This window comes from Brevibacterium sp. LS14 (assembly GCF_012027885.1).
Taxonomy (GTDB): Bacteria; Actinomycetota; Actinomycetes; order Actinomycetales; family Brevibacteriaceae; genus Brevibacterium; species Brevibacterium casei.
Genome location: NZ_SJXG01000038.1, coordinates 72,518 through 89,503 on the forward strand (window position 1 = coordinate 72,518; position 16,986 = coordinate 89,503).

The 16,986-nt window shown below is 68.4% G+C and carries 19 protein-coding genes; 9 read left to right on the forward strand and 10 right to left on the reverse strand.

What is annotated here, in order from left to right; translation table 11 throughout:
- Window positions 1-16: 16 nt before the first annotated feature.
- A complete protein-coding gene (locus EZE58_RS05785; protein ID WP_167560048.1) occupies window positions 17-364 on the forward strand; it encodes a TfoX/Sxy family protein in 348 nt (115 codons plus the stop codon).
- Here EZE58_RS05785 and EZE58_RS05790 read toward each other — a convergent pair.
- Both EZE58_RS05790 and EZE58_RS05795 read right to left on the reverse strand, forming a co-directional pair.
- Complete coding sequence (locus EZE58_RS05790) at window positions 345-1,334, reverse strand: SRPBCC family protein (RefSeq protein WP_167560050.1); 990 nt, start codon at window positions 1,332-1,334, stop codon at window positions 345-347. The genes EZE58_RS05785 and EZE58_RS05790 overlap by 20 nt on opposite strands.
- Window positions 1,331-1,576 carry a hypothetical protein gene (locus EZE58_RS05795; RefSeq protein WP_009379447.1) on the reverse strand — a complete coding sequence of 82 codons (246 nt, stop codon included), beginning with the start codon at window positions 1,574-1,576 and terminating at the stop codon, window positions 1,331-1,333. Before EZE58_RS05795 ends, EZE58_RS05790 begins: the two co-directional genes overlap by 4 nt.
- Before the next feature lie 96 nt (window positions 1,577-1,672).
- On the opposite strand from EZE58_RS05795, the gene EZE58_RS05800 reads away from it, so the two are divergent.
- Window positions 1,673-2,137, forward strand: coding sequence for a GNAT family N-acetyltransferase (locus EZE58_RS05800; RefSeq protein WP_167560052.1), 465 nt, complete (start codon window positions 1,673-1,675; stop codon window positions 2,135-2,137).
- Here EZE58_RS05800 and EZE58_RS05805 read toward each other — a convergent pair.
- On the reverse strand, window positions 2,110-2,583 hold the full coding sequence (locus EZE58_RS05805) for an ASCH domain-containing protein (protein WP_167560054.1): 474 nt from the start codon (window positions 2,581-2,583) through the stop codon (window positions 2,110-2,112). The two genes, EZE58_RS05800 and EZE58_RS05805, sit on opposite strands and share 28 nt — an antisense overlap.
- A gap of 31 nt (window positions 2,584-2,614) precedes the next feature.
- Between EZE58_RS05805 and EZE58_RS05810 the strand changes: the two genes are divergently transcribed.
- Window positions 2,615-3,319 carry a hypothetical protein gene (locus EZE58_RS05810; protein WP_167560055.1) on the forward strand — a complete coding sequence of 235 codons (705 nt, stop codon included), beginning with the start codon at window positions 2,615-2,617 and terminating at the stop codon, window positions 3,317-3,319.
- A gap of 14 nt (window positions 3,320-3,333) precedes the next feature.
- Here the strand turns inward: EZE58_RS05810 and EZE58_RS05815 are convergent, their stop codons facing one another.
- Window positions 3,334-3,954: a TetR/AcrR family transcriptional regulator C-terminal domain-containing protein gene (locus EZE58_RS05815; protein WP_205772136.1), complete on the reverse strand. Its 621-nt coding sequence runs from the start codon at window positions 3,952-3,954 to the stop codon at window positions 3,334-3,336.
- Between the two features lie 94 nt (window positions 3,955-4,048).
- Between EZE58_RS05815 and EZE58_RS05820 the strand changes: the two genes are divergently transcribed.
- Both EZE58_RS05820 and EZE58_RS05825 read left to right on the forward strand, forming a co-directional pair.
- The gene (locus EZE58_RS05820) at window positions 4,049-5,689 is read left to right on the forward strand and encodes an amidohydrolase (RefSeq protein WP_167560058.1); all 1,641 of its coding nucleotides are present in this window, start codon (window positions 4,049-4,051) and stop codon (window positions 5,687-5,689) included.
- A gap of 14 nt (window positions 5,690-5,703) precedes the next feature.
- The gene (locus EZE58_RS05825; protein WP_167560060.1) at window positions 5,704-7,059 is read left to right on the forward strand and encodes an amino acid permease; all 1,356 of its coding nucleotides are present in this window, start codon (window positions 5,704-5,706) and stop codon (window positions 7,057-7,059) included.
- A gap of 31 nt (window positions 7,060-7,090) precedes the next feature.
- Here the strand turns inward: EZE58_RS05825 and EZE58_RS05830 are convergent, their stop codons facing one another.
- Together EZE58_RS05830 and EZE58_RS05835 are read right to left on the reverse strand one after the other, a co-directional pair.
- Window positions 7,091-7,663, reverse strand: coding sequence for a hypothetical protein (locus EZE58_RS05830; protein ID WP_167560062.1), 573 nt, complete (start codon window positions 7,661-7,663; stop codon window positions 7,091-7,093).
- Between the two features lie 43 nt (window positions 7,664-7,706).
- Window positions 7,707-8,951, reverse strand: coding sequence for a methyltransferase (locus EZE58_RS05835; protein WP_167560064.1), 1,245 nt, complete (start codon window positions 8,949-8,951; stop codon window positions 7,707-7,709).
- A gap of 110 nt (window positions 8,952-9,061) precedes the next feature.
- Between EZE58_RS05835 and EZE58_RS05840 the strand changes: the two genes are divergently transcribed.
- Window positions 9,062-9,466: a universal stress protein gene (locus tag EZE58_RS05840; RefSeq protein ID WP_095376014.1), complete on the forward strand. Its 405-nt coding sequence runs from the start codon at window positions 9,062-9,064 to the stop codon at window positions 9,464-9,466.
- A gap of 59 nt (window positions 9,467-9,525) precedes the next feature.
- Here EZE58_RS05840 and EZE58_RS05845 read toward each other — a convergent pair whose 3' ends face one another.
- The 4 genes from EZE58_RS05845 to sucC form a co-directional block, all read right to left on the reverse strand.
- Window positions 9,526-10,686 carry a beta-eliminating lyase-related protein gene (locus EZE58_RS05845; RefSeq protein WP_346773171.1) on the reverse strand — a complete coding sequence of 387 codons (1,161 nt, stop codon included), beginning with the start codon at window positions 10,684-10,686 and terminating at the stop codon, window positions 9,526-9,528.
- A gap of 153 nt (window positions 10,687-10,839) precedes the next feature.
- Window positions 10,840-12,126, reverse strand: a complete 1,287-nt coding sequence (locus tag EZE58_RS05850; protein WP_095376016.1) for a collagen binding domain-containing protein — start codon at window positions 12,124-12,126, stop codon at window positions 10,840-10,842.
- A 444-nt stretch (window positions 12,127-12,570) separates the two neighbouring features.
- Window positions 12,571-13,473: a succinate--CoA ligase subunit alpha gene (gene sucD, locus EZE58_RS05855; protein WP_009379466.1), complete on the reverse strand. Its 903-nt coding sequence runs from the start codon at window positions 13,471-13,473 to the stop codon at window positions 12,571-12,573.
- Window positions 13,474-13,491: 18 nt separating this feature from the next.
- Complete coding sequence (gene sucC, locus EZE58_RS05860) at window positions 13,492-14,661, reverse strand: ADP-forming succinate--CoA ligase subunit beta (RefSeq protein ID WP_009379467.1); 1,170 nt, start codon at window positions 14,659-14,661, stop codon at window positions 13,492-13,494.
- Window positions 14,662-14,875: 214 nt separating this feature from the next.
- On the opposite strand from sucC, the gene EZE58_RS05865 reads away from it, so the two are divergent.
- The 3 genes from EZE58_RS05865 (at window position 14,876) to EZE58_RS05875 (ending at window position 16,944) form a co-directional block, all read left to right on the forward strand.
- Window positions 14,876-15,370, forward strand: a complete 495-nt coding sequence (locus EZE58_RS05865) for a MarR family transcriptional regulator (RefSeq protein WP_009379468.1) — start codon at window positions 14,876-14,878, stop codon at window positions 15,368-15,370.
- A gap of 3 nt (window positions 15,371-15,373) precedes the next feature.
- Window positions 15,374-16,096, forward strand: a complete 723-nt coding sequence (locus tag EZE58_RS05870) for a GNAT family protein (RefSeq protein ID WP_009379469.1) — start codon at window positions 15,374-15,376, stop codon at window positions 16,094-16,096.
- 137 nt (window positions 16,097-16,233) lie between these two features.
- Window positions 16,234-16,944: a hypothetical protein gene (locus tag EZE58_RS05875; RefSeq protein WP_009379470.1), complete on the forward strand. Its 711-nt coding sequence runs from the start codon at window positions 16,234-16,236 to the stop codon at window positions 16,942-16,944.
- Window positions 16,945-16,986 lie beyond the last annotated feature (42 nt).

Consider the following 16,986-nt stretch of genomic DNA (forward strand, 5'->3'; position numbering starts at 1 on the left):
CAGTGAGGAGTGAGCGATGACACCCGAACAAGGAGCCCTCGTCGATCGACTCCGCGCCCTGCTCGCCGACGAGCCGGTGGTGCGCGAAGTCGCGATGTTCGGCGGTCGGTCGTTCATGGTCAGCGAGAAGATCGCCGTGAGTGCACTCAAGTCCGGCAGCCTGCTCGTGCGCATCGACGCCGACCGTCACGACGAGCTCGTCGGCCGGCCGGGTGCTCGGCAGGCCGAGATGGGTGCCGGACGGACGATGGGTCCGGGGTGGGTCGACGTCGCTGCCACGGCGATCGGCGGCGACGTCGGTCTGAGCATGTGGGTCGATGTCGCCCTCGAGCACAACCGGGCCGTCACCGGAACGCGCGACTGATCCCGGCGCGCAGCTGCCCCAGCTGGATCCAGATGGGGAAGCGCTGAAGCGGCCGCAGGACCAGTCCGAGGAGGCGGCGGACAAGGCTGGTCGAGGTGCGCACCCACGCGTACTCGATGTGCAGCTGGGTGCCGCCGGCCGCCGGTTCCAGGGCGATCGACGTGCGTCGGGCGTTGGCCCGCGCAGCATCGGGGTAGGTGGCCCGCCATTCGATGAAACGCGGTTCGTCGACCTCGGCGACCTCCACTCGCTGGTTGACCACGTGGGGCTTGACGGTGATCGGCGTCCCGTCGCGCCGGGTTGAGCGCGTTCGAGCGGCCCACGACTGACCCGCCGAGGTGGCAGCTGCGCCGTCCTCAACGGCGCCGATCGTCGGATCCCAGTCGGGCAGTCGCGAGGCGTCCGAGAGCAGACGCCACACGTCATCGATCGGCGCCGGGACGAACGCCGCAGCCGTGCCCGACAGCGCATCCGCGCGCTGTCGGCCCCGGGTCGTGCCTGACAGCAGTTCCACCCTGTCGAGCTCGGCGAGCACAGCCTCGGGCGAGGTGCCCAATCGCTTGAGAATCGATTCGATCATGCCGCTCGGTTCGACGACGAGGTCGCGCAGCACCGCGGCCGCGTCACCTCGCTTGCCGGAGCTGTTCGCGGACTGGAGGATCCTCACCGCACGGTCACCCCACTCGTAGCCCTCGGTCTCGTGGAATACGATGCGGCCGGGCTCGGGCGGGTCCATGCGGATTCCGAGTTCGGCGAGCTGTTCGGCATGCTGAGCGGCAACCGCCTCCCGGGCGTCGTCGATCGTGATGCCGAGACTGCGCAGCACCTGACCGGCGGTCTGCTCGCTGACGGTGAGCGCGAGGAACAGGTGGTCGATGTCGGCTTCACGCTGGCCGACGCGCGAGGCTTCCTCCATCGCCGTGATCGACAGCGAGTACGACGTCGATGCGGAATCGGTGAACCTGCTCATCGGGCCCTCCTGGGGACGGGGATCGTCGGATCGATCCTCTTCGCGTACTTCTTGTGCACCGCCTGCCGGGAGACGCCGAGCGCGTCGGCGACGTCCTGCCAGCTCATCCCGGCTCGCAGTCCGGCTTCGACCTGGGCGAGTTCGAGGCGTTCGGTGAGTGCGCGCAACGATGACACTGCCCGCAGCCCCGCCCGGGGGTCACTCGTGTCGGCCGCGACATCGGCGATCTGTGTCGACTCCATGACTGTCAATTTACGTTGCTAACGCAACGACTGTCAACCAATGTTGCTTACCGGCGGACACTTCCCGCGGGTTCAGCGGACATCTACAGTGGTCTCATGAGCTCAACCGCCGACCTCACCGTTCGCCCCGTGACCTCCTCCGACGAGTCCCGCTGGAAGGAGCTCTTCCGCGGCTACCGGGAGTTCTACAAGCTCCCCGAATCCGAGGACGTCGTCGAGCACGTCTGGGGATGGCTGACGGATCCGTCCCATGAGAGCGAGGGACTCGTCGCCGAGGCGGACGGCCGGATCATCGCGATCGCCGACTACCGGCGCTTCTCCCGTCCGTCGACGGGGACCGTCGGCCTCTGGCTCGACGACCTCTTCACCGACCCCGAAGCCCGCGGCACCGGGGCCGGTCGCGCGCTCATCACCCGGCTCCAGGAGATCGCCGCCGAGGAGGGGCGTTCGGTCGTCCGGTGGATCACCGCCGACGACAACACCCAGGCCCAGGTCCTCTACGACCAGGTCGCGACGAAGACGAACTGGCTCACCTACGACGCGGCACCGGTTGCCGAGTAGACCACTCGGAACTGCTCGCACACGACGGGCATATCAGGGTGGAATCCCACCGCGTTCTCGGCGTGCTCGCGCCAAAAACGCTCGTGGACCTCGCGCCAGGACTCCAGTGATCGGTCCCCCTCGCCCTCGGCCCACGCATGCTCAGCGGTCACCTCGGCGAAGGGAACGATGTCGACTGCAGTCGTGACGATGACTGCCCGTGGCCGATCCACACCGTCGAGGACGATGCTCACTTCTCCGATGGTGGGCAGCGGATCTCCCGTCGCCTCGTAGTCCCACAGCGCCGAGGCCGTTGCCGTCTTCGTGCCGTCGAGGACGAGTCCGAGCAGCTCATCGGCCTGCTCAGCGGTGGCACCGAAGGTCCAGGCGTCGGGAACAGCCTCCGGCAGAGTCGGGTCGATCGCCCGCGCTCCCGCCCAGAAATCAGCAAGCCTCGTGTCGTCCATGGACCGACCCTATCCCGGTAGTCTTGCTTCCATGCTCGTGTCAGACCTGGTGCGCCTCGTCGGCGCCGCGATCAGCCTCATCGGCCTCGGTCTCGTCATGGGCATCAGCCCGACGACGATCGCGGTGTCCTTCCGGGTCCTCACCGATGTTCCCCGCGCCAAGCGCGCGATGGGTTTCATGCTCCTCGGCCTCATCCTCGGTGCCACGGTCATCCTCCTCGCGCTCCAGGTCATCGACCCGCATACGCTCGAGACGCTCGTCAGTCGCGACGTCGAGAAGATCCTCGTCCGTCACAGCGTCGACCTCGCCGCCGGCGCCCTCTTCCTCACAGCCGGCATCATCATGGCCGTGCGGCTGCGCCGACCCCCGAAACCGAAGAGGCCGCACAGGAAGCCCACCGGCAAAGCCGGGGCAATGATCCTCATCGGCATCTCGAACACCGTCATCAGCTTCAGCGACTTCGCGACGATGTACATGGTCGCCCGCATCGTCCGCGCCGTGAGCGAGGACATCATCATCCGCGGCATCGTCTACCTCGTCTTCATCGCCGCGATGATCGCCCCCTACGTGCTCCTCACCTGGGCATGGAACCGCTTCCCGACGGTGTCCGCGAAACTCTCTGCGTTCTTCACCCGCATCGCGAACGCGAACCTCCGCCCGTGGGCGACCGCGCTCACGCTGCTCGCCGCCGTCATCTTCCTCGCGATGGGCATCTGGGGCGAACCGCGCCTATAGGACGCGAACGCCTGTCACGCCACTCGGGCTGCCAGACGCGACCGCAGCCCGTCGAGCAGGGCAGCGAGCCCGAGCTCGAACGACGGCTCCGCCCCGTACGAGTCGGCATTGTGAGCGGCGAGCGCCGCATGGACGGCAGGGAACTGCTCATCGGCGGCCTCCTGCGCGAGGAGGTCACCGGGGGCGACCATGTCGAGCGCCGACCCGAGCACATGCGCCTCGACCGTGCGGACGACGGCGATGACCTCGGACTCCGGCCAACCGCCTCGGCGCAGGCCCGCGACGACCGCGTCGTACATCGCATACGTCGACCGGTCCCGGATCGAGGTCGTCGCGAGCAGGCGGATGAGGTTGGGGTGGGCGGCGAAGACCCTCAGGTAGGAACGCGCCCACACCTCGAGCGCCTCGTCCCAGGCCAGACCCGACGACTCGGCGAAGGCGCTGACGTCGATGCCTGTGACGATCCGCGCGCGCATCGCCTCGATGAGGTCATCGCGCCCGCTGACGTGGTTGTAGAGCGAGGACACCTGGCGGTCGACCCGATCGGCGAGCACGCGCATGGACAGCGCCTCGGCGCCCTCGACATCGACGAGATCGAGGGCGGCACTGACAAGCCGGTCCCGATTGAGTCGCATGATCACCACTTCCCCTGACTCCGTGAAGAGTGTATCGTGCTGAGGGTCACAAATACGAACACTGTTCGTACGCAATGGAGCGGAAGGGAGTCCTGTGACGACAACCCATTTCTCAGGCGGCACGATCTGGCGCGGTGCGAGCAGCGAGCCCAGCGACGCCATCCTCATCAGTGACGGCATCGTCATCGCCGTCGGGGCGACCGACGTCGCGGCCCGCCTCGGCGAACTTCCCGCCGACACCGCAGTCGAGCACGTCGACCTCGCCGGCGGGTTCCTCATGCCCTCCTTCGGCGACGGGCACGCGCACCCGATGTTCGGCGGTCTCGAAGCCGCGGGCCCCCAGGTCCGCGGATGCAGCTCTGTGGACGAGATCGTCGCCGAGGTCCGCCGCTTCGCCGAGGCGAACCCCGAGGCCGACTGGATCGTCGGCGCCTCGTACGACGGCAGCCTCGTCGAGGGCGGACTCTTCGACGCCCGCTGGCTCGACGAGGCGGTGGCCGACCGTCCCGTCGTCCTCCGCGCGTGGGACTACCACACGGTGTGGTGCAACTCCCGGGCCCTCGAGCTCGCCGGCATCACCGCCGACACCCCCGACCCCGTCCTCGGCGAGATCCCCCGCCTGCCCGACGGCTCCCCGCTCGGCATCCTCCGCGAATGGGGTGCCGTCGACCTCATCGACGCCGTCCGCCCGCCCCAGTCCGAGGACGACCGCCTCCGCGCGCTCGACCGCGCTGCCCGCTACCTCCTCGACCGCGGGGTGACGTGGGTCCAGGACGCGTGGGTCGAACCCGCCGACGTCGACACCTACCTCACCGCCGCGAGGTCCGGCGACCTCGGCCTCCGGGTCAACCTCGCCCTCTACGCCGACCCCCGGCACTTCGCCGAGCAGCTGCCCGTCATGGTCGACTCCCGCGAGAAGGTCCGGGCTGCCGGGTCTGACCTGCTCACCGCGGAGACCGTGAAGTTCTTCGCCGACGGCGTCGTCGAGAACGAGACCGGCGCGCTCCTCGAACCGTACTGTTCGTCCCTGCACAACCACGGCATGCGCGTGTGGGAGGGTGACTCCCTCGCCGAGGCGGTCACCGCCGTCGACGCCGAGGGCTTCCAGATCCACATCCACGCGATCGGCGATGCCGCCGTCCGACAGGCCCTCGATGCGATCGAGACCGCGATCACCGTCAACGGTCCGCGCGACCGCCGCCCCGTCATCGCGCACGCCCAGCTCGTCGACGCAGCCGACCTCCGCCGCTTCGCCGAGCTCGGGGTCATCGCGAACATGCAGCCGCTGTGGGCACAGCTCGATGCGCTCATGACCGTGCTCACGGTCCCCCGCCTCGGCGAGGATCGGGCCGATGAGCAGTACCGGATGCGCTCGATCCTCGATTCCGGGGCGAAGCTCGCCTTCGGCTCCGACTGGCCGGTCTCCTCCGGCGCCCCGCTCGAGGGGCTTGCGATCGCCACAAGCAGGCGCACCGCCGACGGCGAACCGGCAGGCGGATGGACACCTGATGAGATCGTCGATGTCGGGCCCGCCCTCGACGCGTACTCTCAGTCCGTGGCCCATCAGGCCTTCGCCGACCGCGCGCCGACACCCTGGGGTGAGATCCGTCCCGGGGCGAGCGCCGACCTCGTCATCCTCGACGCCGACCCGCGCACGCTCACCGCCGCGGAACTCGCAGCACTGCGCGTGCGCGCCACCTACCTGCGCGGCAGCCTCGCCGCCCCGACAGTCTGACCGGAAGGACCGTCATGTCCGACGACCACGGCACCACCGCTCCCGCCGAGACCGGGCACCTGCGCCGCGCCCTCGGCGTTCCCTCACTCGTCTTCTTCGGCCTCGTCTACATGGTCCCGCTCACGGTGTTCACGACGTACGGCATCGTCACCGAGATCACCGGCGGACGGGTGCCGCTCGCCTATGTCATCACCCTTTTCGCGATGGTCTTCACCGCCCGCTCGTACGCGAAGATGGCCGGCGAGCTGCCCTTCGCCGGCTCCGCGTACACGTACACGCAGAAGACCTTCGGCGCCGGTGTCGGCTTCGTCGCCGGGTGGGCGCTGCTGCTCGACTACCTCTTCCTGCCGATGATCAACTACCTCGTCATCGGCCTCTATCTCAATGCCGCCCTGCCGATGGTCCCCTCGTGGGTCTTCGTCCTCATCGCCATCGTCCTCGTCACGATCCTCAACATCATCGGCATCGTCTCGGTGGCGCGCGCGAACATCGTCATCATCGCCGCCCAGGGGATCTTCATCCTCACCTTCGCCGTCCTTTCCTTCGCCACCATTTCGGGCTCGGGTTCGGTCGATCTCGCCGCCCCGTTCACCGGCGACGGCACCGTCGACGGGTTCGGGGCCGTCATGGCCGGTGCCGCGATCCTCTGCCTGTCTTTCCTCGGCTTCGACGCCGTCTCGACGCTGTCCGAGGAGGCGAAGGATCCGAAGCGCTCGGTGCCACGCGCGATCGTCATCGCCACCGTGACCGGCGGGATCATCTACATCGTGCTCTCGTTCATCGCTCAGCTCGTGTTCCCGTCGAACGCGTTCGCCGACCCCGAGTCGGGTTCACTCGATGTCATGGCCGCCGCCGGAGGGCAGTTCCTCACGATCTTCTTCACCGCCGCCTATGTCGCCGGTGCCTGCGGGTCGGCGCTGACCTCGCAGGCCTCGGTCTCGCGCATCCTCTATGCGATGGGCCGCGACGGCGTGCTCCCGCGCGGGTTCTTCGGTCGCCTCTCCAAGCGCTTCCTCACTCCGGTCTTCGCGACGGTCACCGTCGGCGTCGTCTCCCTCCTCGCGCTCACCGTCGACCTCACGTTCATCTCCGAGATGGTCAGCTTCGGCGCGCTCATGGCGTTCTCCGCGGTCAACCTCTCAGTCATCAAGCACTTCGTCATCGACACGGGTCGCCGAGGCGGTCGTGCGATCCTCAGCTACGTCGTCCTACCGGGCATCGGCTTCGGCCTCACCGTGTGGCTGTGGACGAGCCTGTCCCCGCGCACGCTCATCATCGGGCTGGTGTGGCTGGCCCTCGGCGTCGCCTACCTCGCGTTCGTCACCCGCGGCTTCCGCCGGCCCACACCCTCGCTCGATCTCGCCGAGTGAGGCGCTCGACCTCAAGGAGTGTGGCCCCCAATCACCCGAGGACGCTCAGGTTTCCGTTCCAGCGCGGGTAGTCACTCGACGCCCCGGAGCCGGTGAACTCGATGCTCATCGCGGTGGGGATGTCCGCGTCCTTGAGGATGCTCATCGCCGGCAGGTCGCGCAGGTACGCGGCGTTGGCTTCCTCGAGCGGGAGCGCCGCCTCGGCGGAGGCGAAGGCCGCCGCGAAGGCTTCGTCGTCGAGGTCGGACTCGATCGCCCGGACGGCGAGGTCGAGGTGTTCGGGGGCGCTCATCAGCCGCAGCCCCTGGAGCGCGAGCTCTCGGGCGGGTCGGGGGACGTGCGTCCGGTACCAGGCGAGCCCGTGCTCGCTCACCGCCGTACGGTAGAGGTCGACATAGCTGCTGCGCAGGGCGTCCTGGGAGATCGCGTCGGCGTCATCGACGCGATCGAGTGCACCGGCGACGATTCCGCGGTTGCAGTCGACGAGTTCTGCGGCGGTGCCATCGAGGGCCTCCTGCGTGAGCAGAACGGGGTGGGAGCTGTCCTTCTCACACGAGAGGATGTCGTCGAGCTGGCTGTATTCGATCCGATCGAAGTCGTTCATGCCCCGAGACTAGGACGACGACGTGAATAGCAGGTGACGTGGGTCACTCTCCGGGCAGGCGGCTCTCGACGACCGTGAACTTGGCCGTCCGGGCGAGCTGCACGCTCGGACCGATGAGGTCCTCGAGCCGGTCCCGGTAGCGCAGGTGGGAGTTGAAGACGGTGAGCACGCGGCCGCCGGGGGTCAGGTGGGCCGCAGCCGTGCGCATCATCCCCGCCGCCGTGTCCGTCTCGATCGCTGTGCCGTGGTGGAACGGCGGGTTGAGAAGGATGAGGTCGTACGCTCCCCCGAGCGGGTCGTCGGTACCGCCGCTGTCGGTATCGCCGGCATCGGCGAGGATGATGTCGACGGCCGTTCCGTTGGCCTCCGCCGTCTCCCTCGCCGAGGCGACCGCCGCCTTCGAGACGTCGACGCCGACTCCCGTGTCCGCTCCCGTCACGGCCATCGCCGCTGTGAGCAGCCAGCCGTTGCCCGCTCCGAGGTCGAGGACGGAGGCCGGACGGGCGAGCGCCCGGACCGGGTCCGGGGAGGCGGCCGCCTCGGCGAGGGCGGTGAGCAGGAGCGATGACCCTTCGTCGGCTTTCGTCCCGGAGAAGCACGCGCCGTGGGCGCTGACCGTGAGCGGCCCGGTCGCGGGCGTGTCGATGACCCCGGTGTGCGGAAAGCGGGTGAGCGAGGGGGAGGTCAGGGGGCGGCTGCCGATGATCAGACGGTTCTTCCCCACTCCCGGTGAGACGTCGACGCGACCGAAGGCGCGGGCGAGCTCCTTGTTCACCGCCCGGCTCATCGCGTCGCTGCGGCCGATGACGATGAGTGTCGTGACGAGCGGGTGGAGGACGGTGATCGCCTCGGCGAGGGCATGTGTCGCCTTCGGCGCATCGACGACCGCCCAGGTCTCGCCGGGCACGTCCCCGCTCTCGGTGCACTGTACGTCGGCGAGGTCGGCGACGGGCTCGGCACCCGGGGCTTCCGCGGCGACGTTCCGTGCCTCGTCGAGGCGGTCGTTGTACGTGCGCACGGCGGTGAGCTCGGAGAGCACGCGGGTCTGGAGGCCGAGCGGGTCGTCGACGAGGATGACCTCGTCGGGGGCAGCGCTCGGGGCGGTGAACGTCCCCTCGCTCGACCGTCCGGAGACGTCGAGTTCACCGGTGCGACGCCCGATCACATAGTCGGCGAGCAGCCGCGCCTGGGCGAGCCCCGGGGCGTCGGCGGGCCACGGCATCCGGGCGAGCAGGTCGTCGCGGGTGCGCAGGGCCGCAGAGTCGGGGGCGAGGAGGGAGGCGGGCATCCGCTCAGTCTAATGCGCGCCCGCTCGTGCGCACCTGTCGGCGACCGGGCCCGGCGTGAGATGTGCTACTAATTGAGGGAGCCTCATCCCCCGACGCACCAGGAGAGACCATGACCATTCTCGTCGGCTATTCCCCCTCGCCCGAAGGCAAGGCCGCGGTCGCATTCGGCATCGAGCAGGCTCGCGCCTTCGACGACACCCTCATCGTCCTCAACGCCGGCATCGGGGAGACGCCCGACGAGCGCGGAGTCGCGACGAACGCCGACATGGATGAACTCAAGCAGACCCTGCTGAACTCCGAGGTCTCCCACGAGATCCTCCAGTTCCTCCGCGGCAACGACCCAGTCGAGGAGCTCCTGGCCCTCGCCGAGGCGACCGACGACACCCGCATGATCGTCATCGGCTCCCGTCGCCGCTCCCCCGTCGGCAAGCTCATCATGGGTTCGACCGCGCAGCGGATCATCCTCGAAGCCGAGGTCCCCGTCGTCTCCGTCAAGGCCGACCGCTCCCGCTGACGGCTCTCACCGCCGCAGACGCCGACCGATCGGCACCGGCCTCGTCCGTGCGGTGACGCTCACTCCCCCGCGATGGCGGCGATGAGGGCGTCGACGTCGTCGGTCGTCGTGTCGAAGGCGCACATGAGGCGGACGATGTCCCGCTCGAGCGGCCAGTCGGCGAAGGCGAAGCGCTGTCGGGCCCGGGCGGCCACCTCGGCGGGCATGCGGACGAAGACGACGTTGGCCTCGACGGGCTGGACGAGCTCGAGCCCGGGGACACGGCCGGAGGCGGCCACCTCGGCGAGCCCGGTCTCGAGGTGCCGCGCCATGGCATTGGCATGGTCCGCCGAGGTCCGCCACAGCTGCCCGTCGTAGAGGGCGTTGAGCTGCGCGGAGAGGAAGCGCATCTTCGACGACAGCTGAAGGTTCATCTTCCTCAGGAAGCGCATCCCCTGCCCGATCTCGGGGTTGAGGACGACGACGGCCTCAGCGCCGAGGAGGCCGTTCTTCGTCCCGCCGAGGCTGAGGATGTCGACGCCGACGTCCGTGGTCAGGGTGGCGAGGTCGGTGCCGAGGAAGGCGGCGGCATTGCCGAGGCGGGAGCCGTCGACGTGGAGGATCATCCCGTTCGCGTGGGCGTGGTCGGCGATCGCGCGGATCTCCTCGGGCCGGTAGGTCGTCCCCCATTCCGTCGACTGGGAGATGCTCACGGCCAGCGGCTGCGCATTGTGCTCGCTGCCGCGGCCGACCATCGCAGAGGCGATCGACTCCGGGGTGAGCTTGCCGTCGGCGGTCGGGACGGCGACGATCTTGAGCCCGCCGACCTTCTCCGGTGCGCCGGTCTCGTCGTAGTTGATGTGGGCGCTCGCGGCCGTGATGACCGCGGCCCAGCGGGGCAGGGCCGACTGGAGGGCAAGGACGTTGGCGCCGGTGCCGTTGAAGACGGGGAACGCCTGCGCCCGCGCCCCGAAGTGTCCTTCCATGACGCCGTGGAAGTGCGCGGTCCAGGGATCCCCGCCGTAGCCGGGGGTGTGCCCGACATTGGCGTCGATGAGCGCCTGGATGACCTCGGGATGCGCGCCTGCCCAGTTGTCCGAACCGAAGTTGCGGGGGTGGTCGACGGGATCCGTGCTCACGCGGTCGGCAAGGTGCGGCTGCTCGGGCGTGGCGGGTTCGGCCGAGGGGTCGAGGACCTGGTCGGCGGGTGAGGGGGCGTCGTTGCGAGTCTCGTCGTTCACCTGCTCAGCGTATCGCCCTGCCCCACCGCCGTGCAGGCGGGGCCGCGGACCGACATCCCGCCTCGGCGAGTGAGCGGTGAATGGCGGAAGGGGGAGCGATCGACGATCACTCCCCCCTTCCGGCTCAGACGGTCTCAGCCGTCAATCGCGGTCTCAGCTCTCCTCGCTGATCTTCCGGCGACGGACGAGCATGAGCGTCACGGCACCGGCGGCCAGCAGCGCCGCGCCGGCAGCGAGGGTGCCGATGGTCTCGACACCGGTGCGCGGCAGGTCACCGCCGGGGCCCGGGGCCGTCGGCGTCTCGGACGGCGACGGAGCCGGGGCGGTCGGGGTCTCGGTCGGGGCCGGGCTGTCCGTCGGAGTGTCCGTCGGGGCCGGGCTGTCCGTCGGAGTCGGCGATCCCGTGGGCGTCTCGGTCGGGGTCTCAGTCGGAGTCTCAGTCGGGGTGTCGGTCGGGGTGTCGGTCGGGGTCGGGGTGGAGCCCTCGTCACCGTCGCCGGTGCCGCCGCCGCCCTGGCGGACGACCTCGCCCTTCTTGATCACGGTCTCTTCGCCCTCGATCTCGAACTTCGCCGAGTTCGTGTAGGTTCCGGCCTTGCCGCCGTCGGTGACCGTCGTGCGGTAGATGACGGCGTAGACCCAGCCCTCTTCCGAGGTGAAGCTCACGGTCGAGCCGTCCTCGGAGACGGTGTAGAAGTCCTCGGGCTTCGGCCCCCAGCCCACCGGCTGCCCGTTCTCGTTGAACTGGTTCGTGCCGGCCAGACGGGTCTCACCGGGGATGAGTTCGATGTTCTCCCCGCCGAGGTCGGTCACCGTGACCTTCTGGTCGCCCTTCATCCCGCCGGCGGGCGAGGCGATGTTGACGTGCCACTGGATGATGTCGTTCTCGCGGTCGTAGCTGCCCCACTTGTAGGAGTCCTGGCCCTTCCACTCGCATTCGCCCTCGCAGGGTCCGTCGGGCGGAGTGACGGTGACGGTGTCGGAGACCTCACCGAAGTCGTAGGTGACTTCCTTGGTCTCGGTCGTCTCCGTCTGCACGGAGACCCAGAAGTAGAACGTGCCCTTGAGGTTGAGCGGGTTGTCGGCGAGGTACTGCGAGTCGAAGTCGCAGAAGATCTGCGTCTCGGTCACGGTGCACTCGCCCATTGCGACGCCCTCGGGATCGAGGAGGTCGAACGCGTCGACACGGCCCTGCAGTTCGGCAGGCAGGTCGACGACGAAGCCCGCGGGCGTCGTCGGGTTGTCGGGGAGACTCCAGGTGCCGTCGATGCGGGCTACGGAGCCGCTCTTGATCTCGTCCTGCTGGAATTCGAGGGAGTCGATCGAGGCGTTGGTCTGGTACGGCGGCGCAGCATTCGCGGGGATTGCGACCAGTACCGTTGCGAGCAGGGCGAACATCGCGAGGATGGCCGCCCCGACGCGTGGAAGTACGTGCGTCATGGGGATTCCTTTGTATGTTGGACAGCACCGTCGACTATCCGGGAGGGGACCGGAGATCGGTGCTGAGTGGGGACTCAAAGCGAAACATTACAAGTTGGACACGATGATCACAACTTGCACACGAATTCTGCCCAGTCGGCTCTCAGAGATGAGGGGTGCTGCCGGCGGTGATGAGGGTGTGCAGCTGCGGATTCCGCACTTGGAGCACCAAGAACTACCCGTGCACCGGGTGTTTTCAGCGCTGCGGGTGCGGGGTGGAGAACTGCCGGGATGATGTGACGCTCCGGGGATGACGTGACGCTCCGGGGATGACGTGGCGCTGCGGGTGCGGGATGAAGGGGCTGAGGCGAGTGCAGACGGCACGAAGCCCGCCTCCGATGATCGGAGGCGGGCTTCGCAGTGCTGACCGCGGCGACCCGGTCTCAGCGGCCGGGTGTCAGCGGCTCACTTGCCGGCGAGGAGCTCACGCATGAGTTCGGCGGTCTCGGTCGGGGTCTTGCCGACCTTGACGCCGGCGGCCTCGAGGGCCTCCTTCTTCGCCTGGGCGGTGCCCGAGGAGCCGGAGACGATGGCGCCGGCGTGGCCCATGGTCTTGCCCTCGGGAGCGGTGAAGCCTGCGACGTAGCCGACGACCGGCTTCGACACGTTCTCCTTGATGTAGGCGGCGGCCCGCTCCTCGGCGTCTCCGCCGATCTCGCCGATCATGACGATCGCCTCGGTCTCCGGGTCGGCCTCGAACGCCTCGAGGGCGTCGATGTGCGTGGTGCCGATGACCGGGTCACCGCCGATGCCGATCGCGGTCGAGAAGCCGAGGTCACGGAGTTCGTACATCATCTGGTAGGTGAGCGTGCCCGACTTCGAGACGAGCCCGAGCTTGCCCTTCTTCGTGATGTTCGCGGGGATGATGCCGGCCAGCGACTGCTCGGGCGAGATGATGCCCGGGCAGTTGGGGCCGATGATCCGGGTCTTGTTGCCGGCCGCCTGGGCACGCGCCCAGACCTCGGCCGAATCCTGGACCGGGATGCCCTCGGTGATGACAACGAGCAGGCCGATGCCGGCGTCGATCGCCTCGATCGCCGCGTCCTTCGAGAACGCGGGCGGGACGAAGGCGACGGACACGTCGGCACCGGTGGCCTCCATCGCCTCGGCGACGGTCGCGAAGACGGGAAGCTCGATGTCATCGCCGTTCTTGTCGACGTGCTTGACAGTGGTGCCGGCCTTGCGGGCGTTGACGCCGCCGACGACGTTCGAGCCGGCCGCGAGCATGCGCGCGGTGTGCTTGGTGCCCTCGCCGCCGGTGATGCCCTGGACGATGATCTTCGAATCGGAATTCAGGAAGATTGACATGGGTATGGAGACCTTTCCTTACTTCGCAGCAGCCAGTTCGGCGGCCTTGTCGGCTCCACCGTCCATGGTGTCGACCTGGGTGACGAGCGGGTGAGCGGCCTCGGCGAGGATCGCCCGTCCCTCTTCGACGTTGTTGCCGTCGAGGCGGACGACGAGGGGCTTGGTCGCCTGGTCGCCGAGGATCTCGAGGGCCTTGACGATGCCGCGGGCGACCTCGTCGCAGGCGGTAATGCCGCCGAAGACGTTGACGAAGACAGCCTTGACCTGGTCATCGCCGAGGATGACGTCGAGTCCGTTGGCCATGACCTCCGCCGAGGCGCCGCCGCCGATGTCGAGGAAGTTCGCCGGCTTGACGTTGTCGTGCTTCTCGCCTGCGTAGGCGACGACGTCGAGGGTCGACATCACGAGGCCCGCACCGTTGCCGATGATTCCGACCTCGCCGTCGAGCTTGACGTAGTTGAGGTCGAGTTCCTTGGCCTTGAGCTCGAGGGGGTCCTCGGCGTCGATGTCGCGCAGCTCTTCGTGGTCGGGGTGGCGGAAGTCGGCGTTCTCGTCGAGCGAGACCTTGCCGTCGAGGGCGATGATGTCACCGGCACCGGTCTTGACCAGCGGGTTGACCTCGACGAGGGTGGCGTCCTCCTTCTCGAAGACGGTCCACAGGGACACGAGCACGGGGGCGACCTTCGCAGCGGTCTCGGCATCGAAGCCGGCAGCCTCGGCGATCTCCCTGGCCTTGGCCTCGTCGATCCCGTCGATCGCGTTGACGGGGATCTTCGCGAGCGCTTCGGGGCGCTCGACCGCGAGCTGCTCGATCTCCATGCCGCCTTCCTTCGAGCACATCGCGAGGTAGGTGCGGTTGGAGCGGTCGAGGAGGACGGAGAAGTAGTATTCTTCGGCGATGTCCGCACCTTCGGCGATCATCACCTTCTTCGTGATGTGTCCCTTGATGTCGAGACCGAGGATCTCCTTGGCACGCGCTTCCGCCTCGTCAGGATTCTTCGCGACCTTGACGCCGCCGGCCTTGCCGCGGCCGCCGATCTTCACCTGCGACTTGACGACGACCACGCCGCCGCCCAGGTCTTCGGCTGCCTTCTTCGCTTCTTCTGGTGTCGTGGCGACCTGAGCCTTGAGCACGGGCACCCCGTGCTTCTCGAACAGGTCACGTGCTTGATACTCGAAAAGATCCACGTGTCTTCCTTCGTTTCGTCTGCAGGGCGTTCTCACCCAGCATTCGTGCGGGGTCTTTTGGCCCCGCAAGAGCGTTGACGGATGCAACAACCACAGACCACTTTATTCCCAACCGCACTCGAGCAACCAAATTCGCAGGCCCGGTACGTAAGGAATGTCTCGCGAAAAAGAATCTTGGTCGTCAAGATTCTTGATCTGGACGTAAAATCGGATCATGGATGAGGTCGACAGGATCGTCGCTGCGTGGCGACACGAGCGTCCTGACCTCGATGTCTCCCCCATGGAGATCCTCTCCCGGGTGACTCGGCTCTCCCGTCAGCTCGACCGGGCACGGAAGTCGAGCTTCGCCGAGTACGGCATCGAGGGCTGGGCCTTCGACGTGCTCTCCGCCCTGCGCCGCTCCGGCGAGCCCTACCAGCTCTCCCCCTCCACGCTGCTCCAGGAGACGCTCGTGACCTCGGGGACGATGACGAACCGCATCGACCGCCTCGTCACCGCCGGCTGGGTCGAACGCCTCCCCGATCCTGCCGATCGCCGCGGGGTGCTCGTGCGCCTGACCGAGACCGGACGCGCGACCGTCGACTCGGCACTCGCCGACCTCCTCGTCAAGGAGCGCGACATCCTCGCCGGCCTCACCCCCGCGGGACGGCGCAAGCTCGCCGCACTCCTGCGCGAGCTCTCCACCGGCTTCGACGGCGACGAGGACTGAACGATGACCGACCCGACAGATCCCGCCGAGGTGCTCCACCCCGCCGAGGCGACCGCCGGGTCCCTGCGCGACTGGACCGGGGTGGCGCCGCCTCGGCGGGAGACGATCCACGGCACGATCGTCGACCTCGAACCGCTCGATCCCCTCCGTCACGGCGACGACCTCTTCGAGGCCTCGATTGCCGAGGGAGCCGAGGAGCACTTCGCCTATCTGCCGGAGGTCCCACCAACCGATCGCGGTGAGTTCACCGACTGGCTGACCACGGTCGCGGCCTCGCCCGATCCCCTCTTCTTCGCGGTCGTCGACCGCGCCACCGGACGCGCAGTGGGACGCCAGGCGCTCATGCGCGTCGATCCGGCCAACGGGGTCATCGAGATCGGCAACATCCTCTGGGGTCCCGACCTCGCGCGCACCCGCGGGGCGACCGAGGCGTTCTTCCTCTTCGCCGACGCGGTCTTCGCTTCCGGTTATCGCCGCTTCGAATGGAAGTGCAACGACGCCAACGTCCCCTCGAAACGGGCGGCGGAGCGCTTCGGCTTCACTCCCGAAGGGGTCTTCCGCCAGCACATGGTCGTCAAGGGGCGCAACCGGGACACCGCATGGTTCTCGATCCTCGACTCCGAATGGCCGCAGCTGCGGAAGGGGTTCGCCGCATGGCTCGATCCGGCGAACTTCGACGAGGCCGGAGTGCAGAGGCGCAGTCTGCGCGAGCTCAGGGGACGCTGAGCACCGACAGACGCCGGGTCCACACAGGACACAGAGACCCCACAGGGCGCTGAGATCGGCGCGTCCCGCCGGGCCCGGACGGCCCGTCGGCATAGGCTGGAGCTGATGTCCGACACGACTCCGACGTTCGAGGAACCATGCGCCTTCGCTCCCTTGCCCTCCTGACCGCTGCCGCTGTCCTCACCACGAGCGCCTGCGTGCCGACCTCGACGGAGACGCGGCCCCAGCCGCGCCCCTCGGTCAGTCCCGAGGAGGTCACTCCGATCGCCACGCCAGACGATGCACCGGAGATCTCCGTCGTCGACTCCTCCCCCGGCGGAGCGAAGGAGTCCGACCCGCTGTGGCAGGGCCTGGCGCAGGCCGCCGCGGAGAAGAAGCCGGCCTACCTCAAGACGTGGGTCCACACGGCCAACCCGGACCTCCCCGACTCCGGCGAGGTCACCGTCACCCCCGACAGCCCCAACAGCGTCAGCGTCACCCTCGATGCGGGCAACGTGACGACGGACAAGGCCCCGTTCGTCCTCATCCACGGACTCTTCGACGTCGAGGAGATCGGCGAGTCCGCGTACACGCTCACGACCGTGAACTCCGACGACATCCCCGAACTCGATCCGCAGGGACCCGACGACGAGGCCCGGTGCACGGCCGACGACGCCCAGGAGCGGATCTCCCTGGCCGCCGACGACCTCTCCGCGGATCCGTCGAAGCGCGAGGAGTTCCGCCAGCAGTGGGGTGCGTCCCCGCAGGTGTGGTGGGGCATCCAGATGACCGCGCGGAGCCTCGGTGAAGAGGGCGACGTCGCCGGCGACTACCTCACCGAGGCATGCGGGGCCTACCTGGGTCAGTGACGTCGACCTCGTACGAGTGAGTCGCCGGAGTGAGCCGCCTCG